Source organism: Methyloversatilis discipulorum (genome assembly GCF_000385375.1).
Lineage (GTDB): Bacteria > Pseudomonadota > Gammaproteobacteria > Burkholderiales > Rhodocyclaceae > Methyloversatilis > Methyloversatilis discipulorum_A.
This window is the reverse complement of the sequence record NZ_ARVV01000001.1, coordinates 1,183,489-1,199,171: the sequence shown is the minus strand read 5'-3', so window position 1 is coordinate 1,199,171 and position 15,683 is coordinate 1,183,489. Positions and strand designations below refer to the sequence as shown.

Sequence of the window (15,683 nt, the reverse complement as noted above, 5' to 3'; positions counted from 1 at the left end):
GTGTTCGGAAAATGCCGTTGCAAACCGGCATGCAATAATCCGGCAGCAACGCGGGCGGACGCATGCCGGCCAAGGGCGAGTTTGACACGGCCGCGCGGCGCAACCGGTCCATTCAAGTCGAAAATCACGCGATGAAGCAGCCCCCCGTTGTCGTCCCCGAGTTGTTTCCGTCCGGGCACTTCTATTCGCCCTACCCCGATCCGCAGGAGCTGCGGCGCAACGAGGACCGCCTGTTCGGTACCGTGCCGCGCGAACTGCCCGGCATCGACATGCGTGAGACCGCGCAGCTGGCCCTGCTGGAGCGCTTCGCGCTGCTGTACTCCACCCTCCCGTTCGCCGACCAGCCCACGCCCGGACTGCGCTATCACTACCTGAATCCCGCCTACGGCCATTCCGACGCGATCATGCTGCATTGCATGCTGCGCACGCTGGCGCCGCGACGGCTGATCGAAGTCGGCTCCGGCTACTCGTCGTGCGTGACGCTCGATACGAACCAGTACTTTCTGGGTCGCACGCTGCACACCACCTTCATCGATCCCTTCCCGCAATTGCTGCAGTCCCTGATCAGCCCCGACGATGCGGCCCGTTCCACGATCATTGCCCGCCCGCTGCAGGAGGTCGATATCGACGTGTTCAGGCAGCTGGAAGAGAACGACGTGCTGTTCATCGACTCGACGCATGTCGGCAAGGTTGGCAGCGACGTCAATCGCCTGCTGTTCGAAATCTTTCCGGCGCTGGCGCCGGGTGTCGTGATCCATCTGCACGACATCTTCTATCCCTTCGAGTATCCGAAGGAATGGATCTACGACGGCATTGCCTGGAACGAGGCCTACATGGTGCGCGCCTTCCTGCAGCACAACGACCGTTTCCAGGTGCTGCTGATGAACACCTTCATGTCGCACTTCCACCGCAGCTTCTTCGAAACCCGGATGCCCTTGTGCCTGCGCAACACCGGCGCCAGCCTGTGGCTGCGCAAGGTGGGCTGAGCGTCACTGCTGCGGCTTGGCGTGACCGGTGAGGGCGTGCAGGCGGGCTCCGTCTTCGGTCGCCGCCTGGGGATTCAGGATGCCTTCGATGCCGTAGCGGCGGCCATTCATGTAGCGCTCGATGCGATCGAGCATGCGGTCCGCATGATGCGTCGCACAGTCAGCATCCTTGACGAAGATGGCGACGAAGTCATTCCAGATATCGAGATGCTGATAGGTGGTGAACGATTCCAGCAGTGCCGGTCGATAGCCTGACCGTGTCCCCCAGCGTACGAGCGCGTCGCCTGCATCCGGATAGAAGCGCCAACAGTCGACCGGATAGCGGTGGAATTCGCCGTTCGACGGTGCGTTCAGGTAGAACAGCCCATCCGGTTTGAGCACGCGCAGCACTTCGTTGAAAGTGAGCCAGAACATGTCGACATGTTCGAAACACGAACTGCTCACCACCACGTCTGCGACGCCGTCGTCGAACGGCAGCCGATAGGGGTCGTCGAGTACCACGTCCACCCCGCGACCGGCGGCGAAGTCCAGCCCCACATAGCGTGCGCCGGGCGGCGCCAGCTGTCGCAGCGAGCCGTTGACGTCCTGCGAACCGATGTCGAGTACCAGCGCCGGTGCGCTGGCGTCGACATAGGTCTCAAAGAACAGCCTGCCGTTCTCCATCGCGCTCGGATGCATGTACTTTCCTTTCAGTCCGCGCGTCGCCGGAGCAGCACGAGGTCCTGTGTGCCGGCCATGGCGGGAATGATGTCCAGCACATCGAACCAGCGCGACCACCGGGTCATGATGTAGTCGGGCGAATGCATCACGTTGCGGTAGTACGAAGGATGGTCGAGCACGGCCTGCAACTGGTCGTTGGCACCGGTATCCAGTATGCCTCTGCGATGCGCTTCGAGATTCAGCGTGGGCGGCGTATCGAAGAACACCATCTGCGCCAGCCCCTGGACCGACAGCAGGAGCAGCGCGCCGGGACGCGTGATGCGACGCAGCTCCGCCAGCCAGGCGTCCTGCACCGGCTCGTCGAGGTGGGTAAGCACCGACAGCCCGATCACCAGATCGAACGCGCCATCCGCAAAGGGCGTGGGCGGCATCAGGTCGATGTGGACGAAGCGGGCACCGGGCAGCGTGCGGTCACAGCATGCAACGTTGTCGGCATCGATGTCTATGCCGGTCACCGACGGCGACAGCAGCGACAGGTAGCGGCTCAGCCGTCCCGCGCCACACCCCCAGTCGAGGATGGCCTGGAAGGAGCCGATGGAGCGGTCGAAACGCTCAAGCAGCAGTTGCTCGACGTGCTTGGCGATGGTGGCGCCGCCCAGCCGGAATATCTGCAAGTTGCCCGTGCCGATGACGCGTTCAATCTGCGCTGGCGACGGCATGTCGGGCTCGCGCGCGGGGTCGGCCAGATACCACGCGGTGCGGTACGACAGCCGGTGTTCGCCGAACGGGCCGGTCACGTTCAGGCGGATGAAGCCGTCGGCAAACAGGTCCGGCCTGCCGTCGCGGCGATGCCTGCAGAAGAAGCGCGAGTTCACCGCATGCGGGATGTGCGCGAACGGTGCCAGCAGGTCCGGCGATGCAAGCGCGCGATCGACCTGATCGAAATCGGCACCGTTGATCAGGAAGCGCAGCTGCGCCGGTTCGTTCCAGATCGACAGCGCCCATCCGGATACCGTGATGTCGTCGTCCGTGACGGCGATGTAATCCGGCATCCATCCCAGATAGCGGGCGGCGGCGATCTGGATGTCCGCGTGATAGATGTTCATGCGTGTGTCGTCGAGTATCCGGAGGGCGGGCGCATCGAGGTCCTGCCCTCACCGGCGCAATCGGTCAGTGGCCGGCGCATTGTTCACGGGCGGGCGTGCTCACTGAGGAATCGTGCCGCCCGCTCGATGGCCGGGGAGACCCAGTCGGCACTTTCCAGGCGATTTTCGGCGTAGCACGCGTAGCTGCTTTCAATCAGCTCCCCCCAGGAGATCACCCGCTCGCCATGGATAAGCCGCAGCGCTTCGGCGGGCCTCACTTCGTCACACTCGCCATGCGTGGATCCGGGCAAGCCAGGATAGACCGGCCACAGCAGGGAGTACTTCAGCAGCCAGTCCTCCGGCGGCGGCACCGCCAGAGGTTCGACGTTCACCCGGGCCAGCATCTGCTTTGCCAGTTCGAACAGGACGGACACGGCCGGGTGGTTCGGGCAGTGCATGAAGGTGCGGCGGGCAGCAAAAATGTAGCGGGCGTCGAACCCCAGATTCGAGAAACTATCCAGCAAGGCCTGTCTGTGGTGCGCGAAGTCGCTCACATAACCGAGGCCGGCGTAGACAAAGCGATTGAACAGTGCAGGCACGCGCGTTGCGGGCAGCTTGCAGAGGTAGGCACCGGCGATGATGGCCGAGTGATAGTGGGCAGCGACAGTCTGCACATAGGTGCCGTTGCAGCGGAGCACGCAGCTGTCCGGATGAAACCCGCCGAACACCACCGTGGGAATGGCGATCACCGAACGCGGACGCGCCAGCGACAAGGCGTTCCGCAAGGCCTGCTGAGGCCCCGCGCTGGCAACGGCATACTCCGGCAGGTGCGCGAACAGCACATCCACCTCGTTCGCCAGAGCCATCACGGCCGCCAGCGTCGCCTCGTCACCGTCCTCTAGCTGCTCGACCTGTATCGCATCGAACAGATGATCGGGTGCAAGCGCCTCGAGGCAGTCGAGCAGGCCGCGCGACTGGCAATTGCCGACGATGCCGAATCTCATGGTGCAGTCAGCTGCTCTTCGTCACACCACACCTCGTACCACTGGTCACGCTCCGACCGGGTGGTCTGCGCGGCCGGCGATACGCGCGCCGGTATCTCGGTGGCCGGGCCCTGGGCCAGGTAAAGCCCGGTGAAGTAATCGACCACGTCGCGCACACCCTCAGCGGTCACGTGACGCATGTCTGCCTGAAAGTAGCGCCCCATCGTGTGATGGCCGGCAACGCACTCGTAGGACGGAAAGTACGAAGTCAGATCGTCATCTCGCGTCACCATGTCCGCCACCACGCGCAGTGCCGCCTTGGTGTAGCTGTTGGATACCAGCACATGACGCGGTTCGTAGGTGGCCGCAATGGACACCGGCGACACACTCAGCACCAGTTTCACCGATGGATTCAGCAGGCGCAGATTGCCGATCAGGCGCCGCAGGTCATCCACCATCTCCGGTACCGAAAAATTGTGGAAGCGGCAGTCCGATTCGCCTTCCGGCCCACCGTGCACGCCGGGCGCCAGTGGAAATACGGCGCCATCGACATCGGATATCCATGCTTCGGTCATCCCCAGCGTGAACACGAACACATTGCACTGCTCGAACATCCGGCGTACCGCCGCCAGGTGCGATACACGGTCCGCAAGCAGATCATCGAGCGTGGCAAAGCCATTCGGCTCGACATTGGGCCGGAACGGATCGACGTAGGCATCACACCAGCGCCAGACGTGCTCGCGAGGCGCGAACAGTCCGTAGGCGCGCTCGAACAGCTGAAGCAGCTGCCGAACGGTATAGATGTTGCCGAAACGTGCCGGGTAGACGCCGAACTGGCGGTCTGCCGGTCCGGTTTCAGTCACCAGATAGTTGAAGCCCCGCGTCGGCAGGAGGCGAGCCAGGTGCTGCGCAAAGCAACTGCCCGCCGACACGATCCTGTCCGTCGCGTGAATCACGAAGCCGTCATTTCCGGCCGAAACCTGCCTCATGTCGAACCCGGGAACGCCAGCGGTGCGCGACCAGAAGGCGGTGTCCGGCAGATCGGTATAGGGATGCGGCATTGCAGTGAGCAGGGCTGTTTGGTTCCGGGTCGCCAAGGCTACATCGAACAGGGCGGTTTTTCGACCTGGGCTGAGCGTTGCGGCGCATTGGACCCGAGAAGGGTCCGACAAAGCGACAGCTGTGAGCGTGCATTGCACAGGGCCCGACCGCGGAGAATTGCATGATGCCCGACCGCGCGGCCCTCCCCCTCGAGGAAGGGATCCTGCGCGCGCGAGTTTCGCCGAATGGCGGCACTCCGGCGTTAGCCACAGAAGGCTTGCCGCACGCGCGGGTCCGGAAAACAAAAAAGCCACCCCGAGGGGCGGCTTTTTTGCGGGATTCTTGGTCGGGGAAAGAGGATTCGAACCTCCGGCCCCTGCGTCCCGAACGCAGTGCTCTACCAGGCTGAGCTATTCCCCGAACCTCACAGCAAACTACCGAGGCAGCTCGTCGTGCCCGTTGCCGTAAGCAACGAGGCGCGCACTTTACTAGAACTTTCTCTCGACTGCAAACGTTGCGAGATCGAGCAGGCTCTGCAGGTATTCATTCGCCTGCAGTCCGGCCAGTTCCGCACGGGCAAGCTCGGCTTCCTCGCGCGCGCGAACGCGGGCGATCTCGAGTGCGCCGCTGTCCACCACCGCCTTCAGCACGTCAGCCCAGTCGTCGCGCCCGCCCTCCTCGATCGCATGCCGGACGACGGCAACCTGCTCGGGCGTACCGTTCTTCATCACGTGGATCAGCGGCAGCGTCGGCTTGCCCTCGGCCAGGTCGTCGCCGAGGTTCTTGCCGATCGAACCTTCGTCGCCCGAGTAATCGAGGATGTCGTCGACCAGCTGGAAGGCTGTGCCCAGGTGCATGCCGAAACGTGCGAAGCGCTCCTCGACGTCGGCATCGACGCCGGCCAGCATGGCGCCGAGGCGGCTGGCCGCCTCGAACAGCTTGGCGGTCTTGTAACGGATGACCTGCAGATAGCGGTCTTCGTCGACATCCGCATCGTGGCAGTTCAGCAGCTGCAGCACCTCGCCCTCGGCAATGATGTTGGTCGCCTCGGCCAGCACGGCCTGCACGCGCATGCTGCCGACCGACACCATCATCTGGAAGGCGCGCGAGTAGAGGAAGTCGCCGACCAGCACCGAGGCCGCGTTGCCGAACAGCGCGTTGGCGGTCTTGGCGCCGCGGCGCAGTTCCGATTCATCCACCACGTCGTCGTGCAGCAGCGTCGCGGTATGGATGAACTCGACCACGGCGGCCAGCTCGGTGCGATGTGCCCCCGAATAGCCGCAGGCGCCCGAGGTCAGCAGCACCAGCGCAGGACGCAGCCGCTTGCCGCCGGCACCGATGATGTACTCGGCCACCTGGCGCACCAGCACGACGTCCGAGTGCAGGCGCTCGCGGATGACGCCATCCAGCGCGCGCATGTCGTCCGCAATCAGGCTGTAAAGACGGTTCATTGAAGACAAGGAAGTGCTGCCGGACGCGGAAAAACGCGGATGGTAGCAGCGCGCGAAAACCCGTCAAGCCGTTGATGTTTCGCAGCCTTTGACAAAAAGCCAGCCTCTCGGATATAGTTGTGGATTCCCTTAAACCTTACTGGGGTTACACATGTACGCGGTCATAAAAACCGGTGGCAAGCAGTATCGCGTTGCCGCTGGCGAAAAAATCAAGGTAGAACAGATACCTGCGGATGTGGGCTCGGAAATCGTGATCGACCAGATTCTGATGGTCGGTGAGGGCGAATCGGTCAAGATCGGTGCGCCCCTGGTTGCCGGTGCCAGCGTTCGTGCAACGGTGCTCACTCAAGGGCGCCACAAGAAAGTGACGATTTTCAAGATGCGCCGTCGCAAGCACTACCAGAAGCATCAAGGTCATCGTCAGAACTACACCGAACTGCGCATCGAAGCCATCAACGGCTGAGAATGTTGAAAAATGCGCTGAGCAGGGCTGAGCGTATCCAGGAGAGCATCAAATGGCACACAAAAAAGGCGGCGGCAGTACGCGTAACGGCCGCGACTCAGAATCGAAGCGCCTTGGCGTCAAGAGCTATGGCGGTCAGCTGATTTCGGCAGGCAGCATCATCGTGCGTCAGCGCGGCACCGAGTTCCACCCCGGCGACAACGTCGGCATGGGCAAGGACCACACGCTGTTCGCCAAGATTGACGGCGTTGTGCAGTTCGTCGTCAAGGGTGCAAACCGCCGTCGCGTGGTCACCATCGTTCCGGCTGCAGCCTGATTCCGGCTCGCCTGAACCGAAGCCCTGCCCGCGAGGCAGGGCTTTTCGTTTCTGCCGCCTGCGTACACGGCGGCATCCGGCTCGTATTCGATACTCCAGTCACTCCAGGCACGCGTGAAGCGAAATGAAATTCTTTGACGAAGCGAAGATAGAGGTCATCGCCGGCGATGGCGGCAATGGCTCGGCCTCGTTCCGCCGCGAAAAATTCATTCCGTTCGGCGGTCCGGACGGTGGTGACGGCGGCCGCGGCGGCAGCATCTGGGCGGTCGCCGACCGCAACCTGAATACGCTGATCGATTTCCGCTATACGCGCATGTTCCGCGCCGCAAGCGGCGAGAACGGTCGCGGCGCCGATTGCTACGGCAAGGGCGGCGACGATCGCGAACTGCGCATGCCGGTCGGCACCACGATCACCGATCTGGCAACCGGCGAAGTGATCGCCGACCTCGACCACGACGGTGCCCGCGCGCTGATCGCCAGAGGCGGCCGCGGCGGTTTGGGCAACCTGCATTTCAAGTCGAGTACCAACCGCGCGCCGCGCCAGACCACGCCTGGCGAAGCCGGCGAGCGACGCGAACTGAAGCTCGAACTGAAGGTGCTGGCCGACGTCGGCCTGCTCGGCATGCCGAATGCCGGCAAGTCCACTTTCATCCGCGCCGTGTCCGCCGCGCGCCCCAAGGTCGCCGACTACCCCTTCACCACGCTCGCGCCCAACCTCGGCGTCGTGCGGGTCGACGACTCGCGCAGCTTCGTCATCGCCGACATTCCGGGCCTGATCGAAGGTGCGGCCGAAGGTGCCGGTCTCGGCCACCAGTTCCTGCGCCACCTGCAGCGCACCCGTCTGCTGCTGCATCTGGTCGATCTGGCCCCCTTCGATCCGGAAGCCGATCCGCTGCACGACGCGCGCGCCATCGTCGAGGAGCTCCGTCGCTACGATGAATCGCTGTACCAGAAGCCGCGCTGGCTGGTGCTGAACAAGATCGACCTGATTCCCGAGGAAGAGCGCGAACAGCGTGTGCGTGATTTCGTCGAGGCCTTCGGCGCCGAACGTGCGTTCAGCATTTCGGCGATGACACGTCAGGGCTGCGATGCGCTGTGCTACGCCATCATGGATCACGTGGAAGCGACCCGTCCGCCGCCCGAGCCGGAGCCGGACGTGCGCAATCTGGACGCCAGCGAACCGGGCGATGGAGCGGACGATGAGAACGCGCCTTGAGAATGCGAAGCGGCTGATCGTCAAGGTCGGCAGCGCGCTGGTCACCAATAACGGCGCCGGGCTGGACCTCGGCGCGCTGCAGGAATGGGCGCGCCAGATCGCCGCATTGCGCGCCGAGGGGCGCGAAGTGCTGCTGGTGTCGTCGGGTGCCATTGCGGCCGGCATGCAGCGCCTGGGCTGGAGCACCCGGCCGAGCGCGATGCACGAACTGCAGGCCGCTGCCGCCGTCGGTCAGATGGGTCTGGCTCAGGCCTACGAAGGCGCCTTCTCGCAGTACGGTCTGGCCAGCGCGCAGATCCTGCTGACGCACGAGGACCTGGCCGATCGCACCCGTTACCTGAATGCCCGCTCGACGCTGTCCACGCTGATGGAGCTCGGCGTGGTGCCGGTGATCAACGAGAACGACACCGTCGTCTACGAAGAGATCAAGTTCGGCGACAACGACACGCTGGGTGCGCTGGTCGCCAACCTGACCGAAGCGGACTGCCTGGTCATCCTGACCGACCAGAGCGGCCTCTACACCGCCGACCCGCGCAAGGATCCGGCCGCCACGCTGATCAGCGAAGGCGAAGCCGACGACCCGCGCTTCGAGTCGATGGCCGGCGGTGCCGGCACCGGCATTTCTCGCGGCGGCATGATCACCAAGGTGCGCGCTGCCCGCCGCGCCGCGCGCAGCGGTGCCGACACGGTCATCGCCAGCGGTCGCGAACCCGACGTTCTGCTGCGTCTGGTGCGCGGCGAAGCACTCGGCTCCTTCCTGAAAGCAGGCAACACGCCGCTGGCTGCGCGCAAGCAGTGGCTGGCCGATCACCTGCAGCTCGCCGGCACGCTGATACTCGACGAAGGTGCCGTGAAGGCGCTCGGCGAGGGTCGCAGCCTGCTGCCTATCGGTGTGACCGAGGTGCAGGGACAGTTCGAACGCGGCGCGGTCGTCGCCTGCCGCGACAGTGCGGGCAAGGAACTGGCGCGCGGCCTGATCAACTACTCGGCGTCGGAAACCCGGCGCATCGCGCGTCGCCCGTCTGCCGACATCGAGGCACTGCTCGGTTACGTCGACGAACCGGAACTGATACACCGCGACAATATGGTCCTCGCCTGACGCACCCGCAGGGGTGCGTCGGCTTCACGCCAGCGGCAGCGCGAATTCCAGCAAGGTGCCGTGCTCCGGTGCCGGACCGATGGCAAAGCGGCCGCCCAGCGCATCGGCGCGATACTTCATGCCGAGCAGGCCATGCGAACCGGTCTTGCCGCGCGCGCCGGCGGCGATGCCGACACCGTTGTCGCGGATTTCCAGCCTGACGGTCGGCCCCTCGACCGTCAATGCGATGCGCACTTCGGTCGCCTGCGCGTGCTTCCGGATGTTTGTCAGCGCTTCCTGCGCGACGCGGTAGATCGCGATCGCCCTGTCCCGATCGAGCTCCAGCGCCTCCGGCAGTACCAGGTCGACCGCGAACGGCGCCGACGCCCGCGTCTCCTCGGCCAGCGATTCGAGCGCAGGCAACAGACCCAGATGGGTCAGCACGGTCGGCACCAGCCCTTCGATCACACGCCGCTTGATCTGCACGCCCTGCTCCAGGATTTCGCAGACGCGCGACAGCGACTCGACGTCCGGACTGTCCTGCTTGCGCGCCCGGCGCAGCAGCATCGAAGCCTCCATGCGGCTGGCGGTCAATATCGAACCGAGCTCGTCGTGCAGTTCGCGCGCCAGCGCCGATTTCTGCCGCTCGGCTTCGGTCTGCAGGTGGCTGGCCAGTTCCGACAGCTCTTCGGTACGCACCCGCACCAGCGCGTCGAGCTCGTCGCGCGCCGCGCGCAGGCGGTCGGCGATCTGCGCTTCGGCCTGGCTGCGCATCGCATAGGCACGCAACAGCAGGATGAGCATCAGCACGCCGATGGCGATGACGACGATGGCCGCCGCGCGCTGGCGTTCGATTTCCTCGCCCAGCAGCGTCATCTGCTCCTCCAGATAGGCGCGCTCGGTACGCACCAGCGGTTCGAGCGCTTCGCGCAGTTCGTTCTGGTCGACCACCGGCGGCAGGAAGGCGTCCATCACTTCGACCGGGCTCGCGTTCTGCGGCAGCGCCCGAAGCCGCTTCAGCTCCTCGGATTCCGCCGCGGTCAGGCGCTTGACGACGGCGACGCGCTCCTCGTCTATGCCCCGGCGCGCCGCCCAGCCGAGCACGTGGGTGCCCGCCTCGGCGAGACGCTGCACCGTAGCCAGATGCTGCGCAAGATGATCGGGCGATGGCTCCTCGGTGTAACGGGCCTCGGTAGCCGTCGCCTGCGCATTGTCGTAGACCAGATTGTTCAGCGCCGCCAGCGACAGGCGCGAAGCGTCGATTTCCTCGCGTTCGCGCTGCATGCCCTGGAAGGTGGTTTCGGACACCGCGGCGAAAGCCACTCCGATCAGCACCACCAGCAACGCCCCCCAGCGGAAGCGCGCAAGCCGCATCAGCACGCTGTCGGTCAGACGTTCCGCGCCGTCGGTCGCCGAACCGGCTTTGCGCGCCGCGCGCGACAACCCTTCGACGATGGCGCGATGCCGCGCCGCCGCCTTCACCGAGCGTTCCGCGTCAGACATGTCCGACGCCCCCGCCATGGCGCGGACGACAGCCCGCATTGGCCGCCCCGCCTAGGATTCGATCACGCACGCTGGCATCGCCGCCCGTGCCGGCCCTGTTCCTGTTCATCAAGGAGGCTGTCATGCTTCACTATGCCCTTATCTTCTTCATCGTTGCGCTGATCGCGGCATTGTTCGGCTTCGGCGGCCTCGCCGCAAGCGCGGCCGGCATCGCCAAGATCCTGTTCTTCGTTTTCCTCGCGCTGACAATCGCCTCCTTCGTGGTGGGACTGTTCAAGCGCTGAGGCGGATAATCCGCTCAGCTTCCACGACGACCACGCCATCATGCAAAAGAAACGCGTACTTCTCGCTGACGACCACCAGATCGTGCGCAACGGCCTGCGCCAGCTGATCAATGCCGAAGCCGACCTCGAAGTCGGCGCCGAAGCGTCGACCAGTGCCGAAACGCTCACCCTGCTGCGCCAGCAGGACTTCGACGTGCTGCTGCTCGACATTTCGATGCCAGACCGCGACGGCATGGACACGCTGCGACTGCTGCGCACGCACCGCGCCGATCTGCCGGTGCTCATCATCAGTGCCTACGCCGAAGAACAGTACGCGCTGAACATGCTGCGCGCCGGCGCCAACGGCTACATCCGCAAGGATGCCGACGTCGACGACATCCTGACCGCCATCCGCACCGTGCTGCGCGGCCGCCGCTACGTGAGCGACACTGTCGCCGACCTGCTGACGCAGCGCCTGAGCGGCGACGCCGACGCTCCGGCCCACCAGCAGCTGTCGGAACGCGAGTTCCAGGTGCTGCACAAGCTGGCGACCGGCAAGTCGGTCACCGAAATTGCCGACGAACTGTTCATCAGCGTGAAGAGCGTCAGCACCTACCGCAGCCGTCTGCTCACCAAGCTGAACCTGAAGAGCAATGCGGAACTGACCTACTACGCGCTGAAGAATGGTTTGATCGAATGAGTACGTCTGTCGGCTCGCACCTACATCCGGCGCCGCAAGGCGGTGAGATACTTGGCACGCAATCCAATCCCTATCGCTCCACCGACTACGAAGCGCACAGAGCCGTGCAACCGCATCCGTCGTCCGCCACTCCTCCGCTCGCCCGCTCACGCCCGCTGCGCGTGCTGCTGGTCGAGGACTCGCTGCTGATCCGCAAGCACCTGGTGTCATTGCTCGAGGACAGCGAGGGCGTCGTCGTCTGTGGCGAGGTCGATACCGAAGCCGACGCGCTGACCGCCTTGCGTGTCGGCCGCTTCGACGCGGTGGTGGTCGACCTGCAGTTGCGCGAAGGCAGCGGCTTCGGCGTGCTGCAGCACCTGAAGCTGAATCACCCCGACCTTCTCGCCATCGTGCTGACCAACAGCAACACCGCGGCGATGCGCGCGCGCAGTCTGGCGTTGGGCGCTCATCACTTCCTCGACAAGTCGAGCGAATTCGAACGCGTCGCCGAACTGCTCGAAGGCCTGCGCTGAGCGCACTTCGCGCGCCCTCCCCAACAGATTGACGATGGTCGCTGCGAAGGACTTCTTACGCAGCCCGTCGAGCATCTCCGCACCTCTCATTTCATGCGGAAGTCATCCCCGTCCCGTTGCGACGGGAGCGCTGCGGCATAGTGTCGCACCCTGAAATTCCGCGGTTTCGATGCAGCACAATCCCGTCCCGGACGTTGCGTAGCTGAGGCGACGCGCGTGACCTCGCGAGGTCCGCGTTGCGATGCCTGAGTGACCCTCGTCGCCTGAAATCCGCCTGCATTCGCTTCGACTGCAGACATCTACGAGGACGAGAAGCATGAACCGCTTTCTGAATTTCGGCGTCGCGCTCGCGCTGTCGGCCGGCATGACCGTCGCCCACGCCGCAAGCAGCTACGACGTGGTCACCACGTGGTACGAACCCGACACGCAGCCGAACAACACCATTTTCACCGGCAGCTTCGACTACGACGCCGCGACGCGCACGGTCACGAATCTGCAAGGTCAGTTGAGCGAATCGATGACCGGCATGATGGGCGGCGGAATGACCTGGCTGGCGCTCGATCATCAGCTGGTGTCGTGGTACGACGCGGCGCTCGGCGGCACCTTCGCCGCCGCGTTCAGGAACGCCAGCACCAACACCTTCTGGACCGGCGCCGGTGGCAACGGTTGGTCGCCGGCGTCGGGTATCGCGGCCGGCGGCGTCCACTACGGCTTTCCCGCCACCCGCACCAATCCGGGCAATGCCTACGCGCTCATCTTCATTCCCGATGATCCGCTCGCCGCACTGACCCAGGCGCAGATCGACAAGCTGGCCTACGCCGACTGCGCCGCCGGCGGCATGATGGGTGCCGTGTGCATGACCGGCACCAGCGTGGCCGGATACGGCGCAGAGGGCACGATGAGCGGATACCCGCTTTCGCAGACCATTACCGCCGCAGTGCCGGAACCCGAAACCTGGGGCCTGATGCTGGCCGGCCTGACAGTGATCGGCGCCACCGCGCGTCGACGCCGGACGATCTGACGACGTCGTCGACCGACGACCCGGCCCCCGGAAGGCGGCGAGGCGCCCACCTCGCCGCCTTTCTGCCATTTCTCCGCACATGACCTCTTCCTGTTCGCGACCGCGTTCGCGCCTCGCAATCCTGTTCCTGGGCTCCGGCCCCGCCCTGCTCTCGATCAGCGCCTACGCTCAGTCCGAAACCGTGTCGGCGCCGACCCCGCTTGCCCCGATCCGGGTCGAGGGTGGGCGCGACGAACGTCCGGTCGGCGCGACGACGCTGCCCTCCTCCACACTGGATGCGCTGCGCGCGATCAGCAGCGACACGGCGCGGCTGCTGGAGGGCATTCCAGGCGTGTCGACCTACGGCGCGGGCGGCATTTCCAGCCTGCCGTCGATTCGAGGTCTGGCCGACGAGCGTCTGAAGATCACCGTCGATGGCATGGATTTGATGTCCGCCTGCCCCAACCACATGAATCCGGCGCTGTCGCTGATAGACCCGAGCAAGGTCGAGACGGTGGCCGTCTACGCCGGCATCACGCCGGTCAGCGAAGGCGGCGACAGCATAGGCGGCGCGATACAGATCAGGTCCGCACGGCCGAAATTCGCCGCGTCCGACAACGATGTACTGACCGAAGCGAAGGTCGGCACCTTCTTCCGCAGCAACGGCACCGCCCGCGGCCACAGCGTGGACCTGTCGATTGCCAGCACACAGCTGAGCGTGCACTACAGCGAATCCGCCAGCGAGTCCGACAACTACCGGACGGCGGGTGATTTCAAGAAGGAAGGCTTCTGGAAGCAGCTCGGTCAGCGCCCGGTCGCGGAGCGCGAGGTCGCATCGAGCGGCTATCGCGGATCGAAGAACAAAGAGGTCGGGCTGGGCCTCGCGTGGTCGTCAAACAGTGTCCTTCACCTGACCTACAGCGAACAGAAGCTCGACTACCAGGGCTTTCCGAATCAGCGCATGGACATGATCTTCAGCCGGCCGGATCCAGCCAATCCGGGCAATTACGTCATTGCGGAGAACACGCCGTCGAACGCGAACCGGACCCTCAACCTGCGCTACCTCGGACAGCACGCCTGGGGCGAACTCGAAGCGCGCCTGTTCCGGCAGACCGTGGCGCACCACATGGATCTGAACCAGGACCGATTCTTCGGCATGTTCATGCCGATGAAGTCGGACGCGAGCACGCTGGGTGGCCTGCTGAAGGCGAGCATTCCGTTGAGCCCGGAACATCTGCTGCGCGTCGGCACCGACTTCCAGCGGTATCGGCTCGACGACTGGTGGCCGCCGATCGGCATCGCGCCGGGCGCGATGTGCTGCGACGATTTCCAGAACATCCGCAACGGCAAGCGCGACCGCATCGGTGTATTCACCGAACTGGAAACTGGATGGAACGCTGCCTGGCTCAGTTTGCTCGGCATCCGCGGCGGTCTGGTGCATGCGGACGCAGACAGCGTGCAGGGCTACAGCAATGTCTATGCGGCCGACGCCGCCCGCTTCAACCAGCGCGATCGCAGCCGGAACGACACCCATCTCGACCTGACCGCGCTTGTGCGTTACACGCCCGATGCACGACAGAACTACGAGGCAGGCCTCGCGCGCAAGACGCGCTCGCCCAGCCTGTACGAGCTTTACCCGTGGTCCAGCTTTCCGATGGCCGCCCTGATGAACAACTTCGTCGGCGACGGCAACGCCTACCTCGGCAACCCCGGCCTGAAACCCGAAGTCGCCTACACCGCGAGTGCGAGCGCGTACTGGCACGACGAAGGCAAGGAGCGTTGGGACCTCAAGCTGTCCGGTCACGCCACCTATGTCGACGACTACATCGACGCGCAGCGCTGCCCGCGTGCGCTCAGCGCGCAATGCAATGCGCTCAACAGCAGCGCCGACGACCGCTACGTCATCCTGCAGTACGTGAATCAGCGGGCGATGCTGCAAGGCGTCGACGTGTCCGGTTCGACGCTGATCGCACGGCATGCAGACATCGGCAAGCTCTACCTGAACGGCATGGCGAGCTACGTCGACGGCCGTAACCTGAGCACCGGCGACAGGCTCTATCACATCATGCCGCTGAACGCGAAGATCGCGCTGGAGCATCGCTCGCAGCAGTGGACGAACACCTTCGAAGTGCATTCGGTTTCAGCCAAGGACGAGGTGTCGCGCGTCCGGAACGAGGTGCGGACCCCTGGCTATACGCTGCTCAATCTGCGCAGCAGCTTCGCGTGGAAGAACGGCCGCCTCGACCTCGCGCTGGAGAACGCGCTGAACAAGTTCTACCTGCTGCCGCTGGGCGGCGCCTATCTCGGCCAGGGCAATTCGATGACCACCGCTGGCATCCCCTGGGGCATGTCGGTTCCCGGCCGGGCGCGATCGCTGAATGTCGCGCTCAACCTGAGTTTCTAGTCGCAGCGGACGCCGGCGCGAC

Annotated in this window: 16 protein-coding genes and 1 tRNA gene; 10 read left to right on the top strand and 7 right to left on the bottom strand. The window is 64.8% G+C overall.

Translation table 11 applies throughout. The features are described from left to right. Window positions 1-131: 131 nt before the first annotated feature. Window positions 132-986, top strand: coding sequence for a class I SAM-dependent methyltransferase (locus METRZ18153_RS0105840; protein WP_029143577.1), 855 nt, complete (start codon window positions 132-134; stop codon window positions 984-986). A gap of 3 nt (window positions 987-989) precedes the next feature. Here METRZ18153_RS0105840 and METRZ18153_RS0105835 read toward each other — a convergent pair whose 3' ends face one another. From METRZ18153_RS0105835 to METRZ18153_RS0105810, 6 genes are all read right to left on the bottom strand, one after another. Continuing rightward, a complete protein-coding gene (locus tag METRZ18153_RS0105835; RefSeq protein ID WP_020163834.1) occupies window positions 990-1,664 on the bottom strand; it encodes a methyltransferase domain-containing protein in 675 nt (224 codons plus the stop codon). 11 nt (window positions 1,665-1,675) lie between these two features. Next, entirely contained in the window at window positions 1,676-2,752 is a 1,077-nt protein-coding gene (locus METRZ18153_RS0105830; protein ID WP_020163833.1) for a class I SAM-dependent methyltransferase, read from the bottom strand. Between the two features lie 83 nt (window positions 2,753-2,835). Beyond that, the gene (locus METRZ18153_RS0105825; RefSeq protein WP_020163832.1) at window positions 2,836-3,735 is read right to left on the bottom strand and encodes a WcbI family polysaccharide biosynthesis putative acetyltransferase; all 900 of its coding nucleotides are present in this window, start codon (window positions 3,733-3,735) and stop codon (window positions 2,836-2,838) included. After that, window positions 3,732-4,886: a GSCFA domain-containing protein gene (locus METRZ18153_RS0105820; RefSeq protein WP_232415975.1), complete on the bottom strand. Its 1,155-nt coding sequence runs from the start codon at window positions 4,884-4,886 to the stop codon at window positions 3,732-3,734. The genes METRZ18153_RS0105825 and METRZ18153_RS0105820 overlap by 4 nt, the downstream gene beginning before the upstream one ends. 212 nt (window positions 4,887-5,098) lie before the next feature. Continuing rightward, window positions 5,099-5,175 (bottom strand) — tRNA-Pro (locus METRZ18153_RS0105815). Window positions 5,176-5,243: 68 nt separating this feature from the next. Continuing rightward, window positions 5,244-6,206, bottom strand: coding sequence for a polyprenyl synthetase family protein (locus METRZ18153_RS0105810; protein WP_020163830.1), 963 nt, complete (start codon window positions 6,204-6,206; stop codon window positions 5,244-5,246). Window positions 6,207-6,357: 151 nt separating this feature from the next. Here METRZ18153_RS0105810 and rplU point away from each other — a divergent pair, with 151 nt between their 5' ends. The 4 genes from rplU to proB all read left to right on the top strand — a co-directional run bounded on the left by rplU (window position 6,358) and on the right by proB (window position 9,300). Continuing rightward, window positions 6,358-6,669: a 50S ribosomal protein L21 gene (gene rplU / locus METRZ18153_RS0105805; RefSeq protein WP_019919226.1), complete on the top strand. Its 312-nt coding sequence runs from the start codon at window positions 6,358-6,360 to the stop codon at window positions 6,667-6,669. 52 nt (window positions 6,670-6,721) lie between these two features. Further along, window positions 6,722-6,985, top strand: a complete 264-nt coding sequence (rpmA, locus tag METRZ18153_RS0105800) for a 50S ribosomal protein L27 (protein ID WP_008057943.1) — start codon at window positions 6,722-6,724, stop codon at window positions 6,983-6,985. Between the two features lie 124 nt (window positions 6,986-7,109). After that, complete coding sequence (gene cgtA / locus METRZ18153_RS0105795) at window positions 7,110-8,201, top strand: Obg family GTPase CgtA (RefSeq protein WP_020163829.1); 1,092 nt, start codon at window positions 7,110-7,112, stop codon at window positions 8,199-8,201. Beyond that, window positions 8,185-9,300, top strand: a complete 1,116-nt coding sequence (proB, locus tag METRZ18153_RS0105790) for a glutamate 5-kinase (RefSeq protein WP_020163828.1) — start codon at window positions 8,185-8,187, stop codon at window positions 9,298-9,300. The genes cgtA and proB overlap by 17 nt, the downstream gene beginning before the upstream one ends. A 24-nt stretch (window positions 9,301-9,324) precedes the next feature. Here the strand turns inward: proB and METRZ18153_RS0105785 are convergent, their stop codons facing one another. Beyond that, complete coding sequence (locus tag METRZ18153_RS0105785) at window positions 9,325-10,782, bottom strand: sensor histidine kinase (protein ID WP_020163827.1); 1,458 nt, start codon at window positions 10,780-10,782, stop codon at window positions 9,325-9,327. Between the two features lie 122 nt (window positions 10,783-10,904). On the opposite strand from METRZ18153_RS0105785, the gene METRZ18153_RS0105780 reads away from it, so the two are divergent. The 5 genes from METRZ18153_RS0105780 to METRZ18153_RS0105760 all read left to right on the top strand — a co-directional run bounded on the left by METRZ18153_RS0105780 (window position 10,905) and on the right by METRZ18153_RS0105760 (window position 15,661). Beyond that, on the top strand, window positions 10,905-11,066 hold the full coding sequence (locus METRZ18153_RS0105780) for a DUF1328 domain-containing protein (RefSeq protein WP_024300587.1): 162 nt from the start codon (window positions 10,905-10,907) through the stop codon (window positions 11,064-11,066). Between the two features lie 40 nt (window positions 11,067-11,106). Continuing rightward, window positions 11,107-11,745 carry a response regulator gene (locus METRZ18153_RS0105775; protein WP_019919231.1) on the top strand — a complete coding sequence of 213 codons (639 nt, stop codon included), beginning with the start codon at window positions 11,107-11,109 and terminating at the stop codon, window positions 11,743-11,745. Further along, a complete protein-coding gene (locus METRZ18153_RS0105770) occupies window positions 11,742-12,257 on the top strand; it encodes a response regulator (RefSeq protein ID WP_232415974.1) in 516 nt (171 codons plus the stop codon). Before METRZ18153_RS0105775 ends, METRZ18153_RS0105770 begins: the two co-directional genes overlap by 4 nt. Before the next feature lie 316 nt (window positions 12,258-12,573). Then, window positions 12,574-13,278, top strand: a complete 705-nt coding sequence (locus tag METRZ18153_RS0105765) for a PEP-CTERM sorting domain-containing protein (RefSeq protein WP_020163824.1) — start codon at window positions 12,574-12,576, stop codon at window positions 13,276-13,278. Window positions 13,279-13,357: 79 nt separating this feature from the next. Continuing rightward, window positions 13,358-15,661 (top strand): TonB-dependent receptor, encoded by a 2,304-nt coding sequence (locus tag METRZ18153_RS0105760; protein ID WP_020163823.1) that lies wholly within the window; start codon window positions 13,358-13,360, stop codon window positions 15,659-15,661. Window positions 15,662-15,683: the final 22 nt, after the last annotated feature.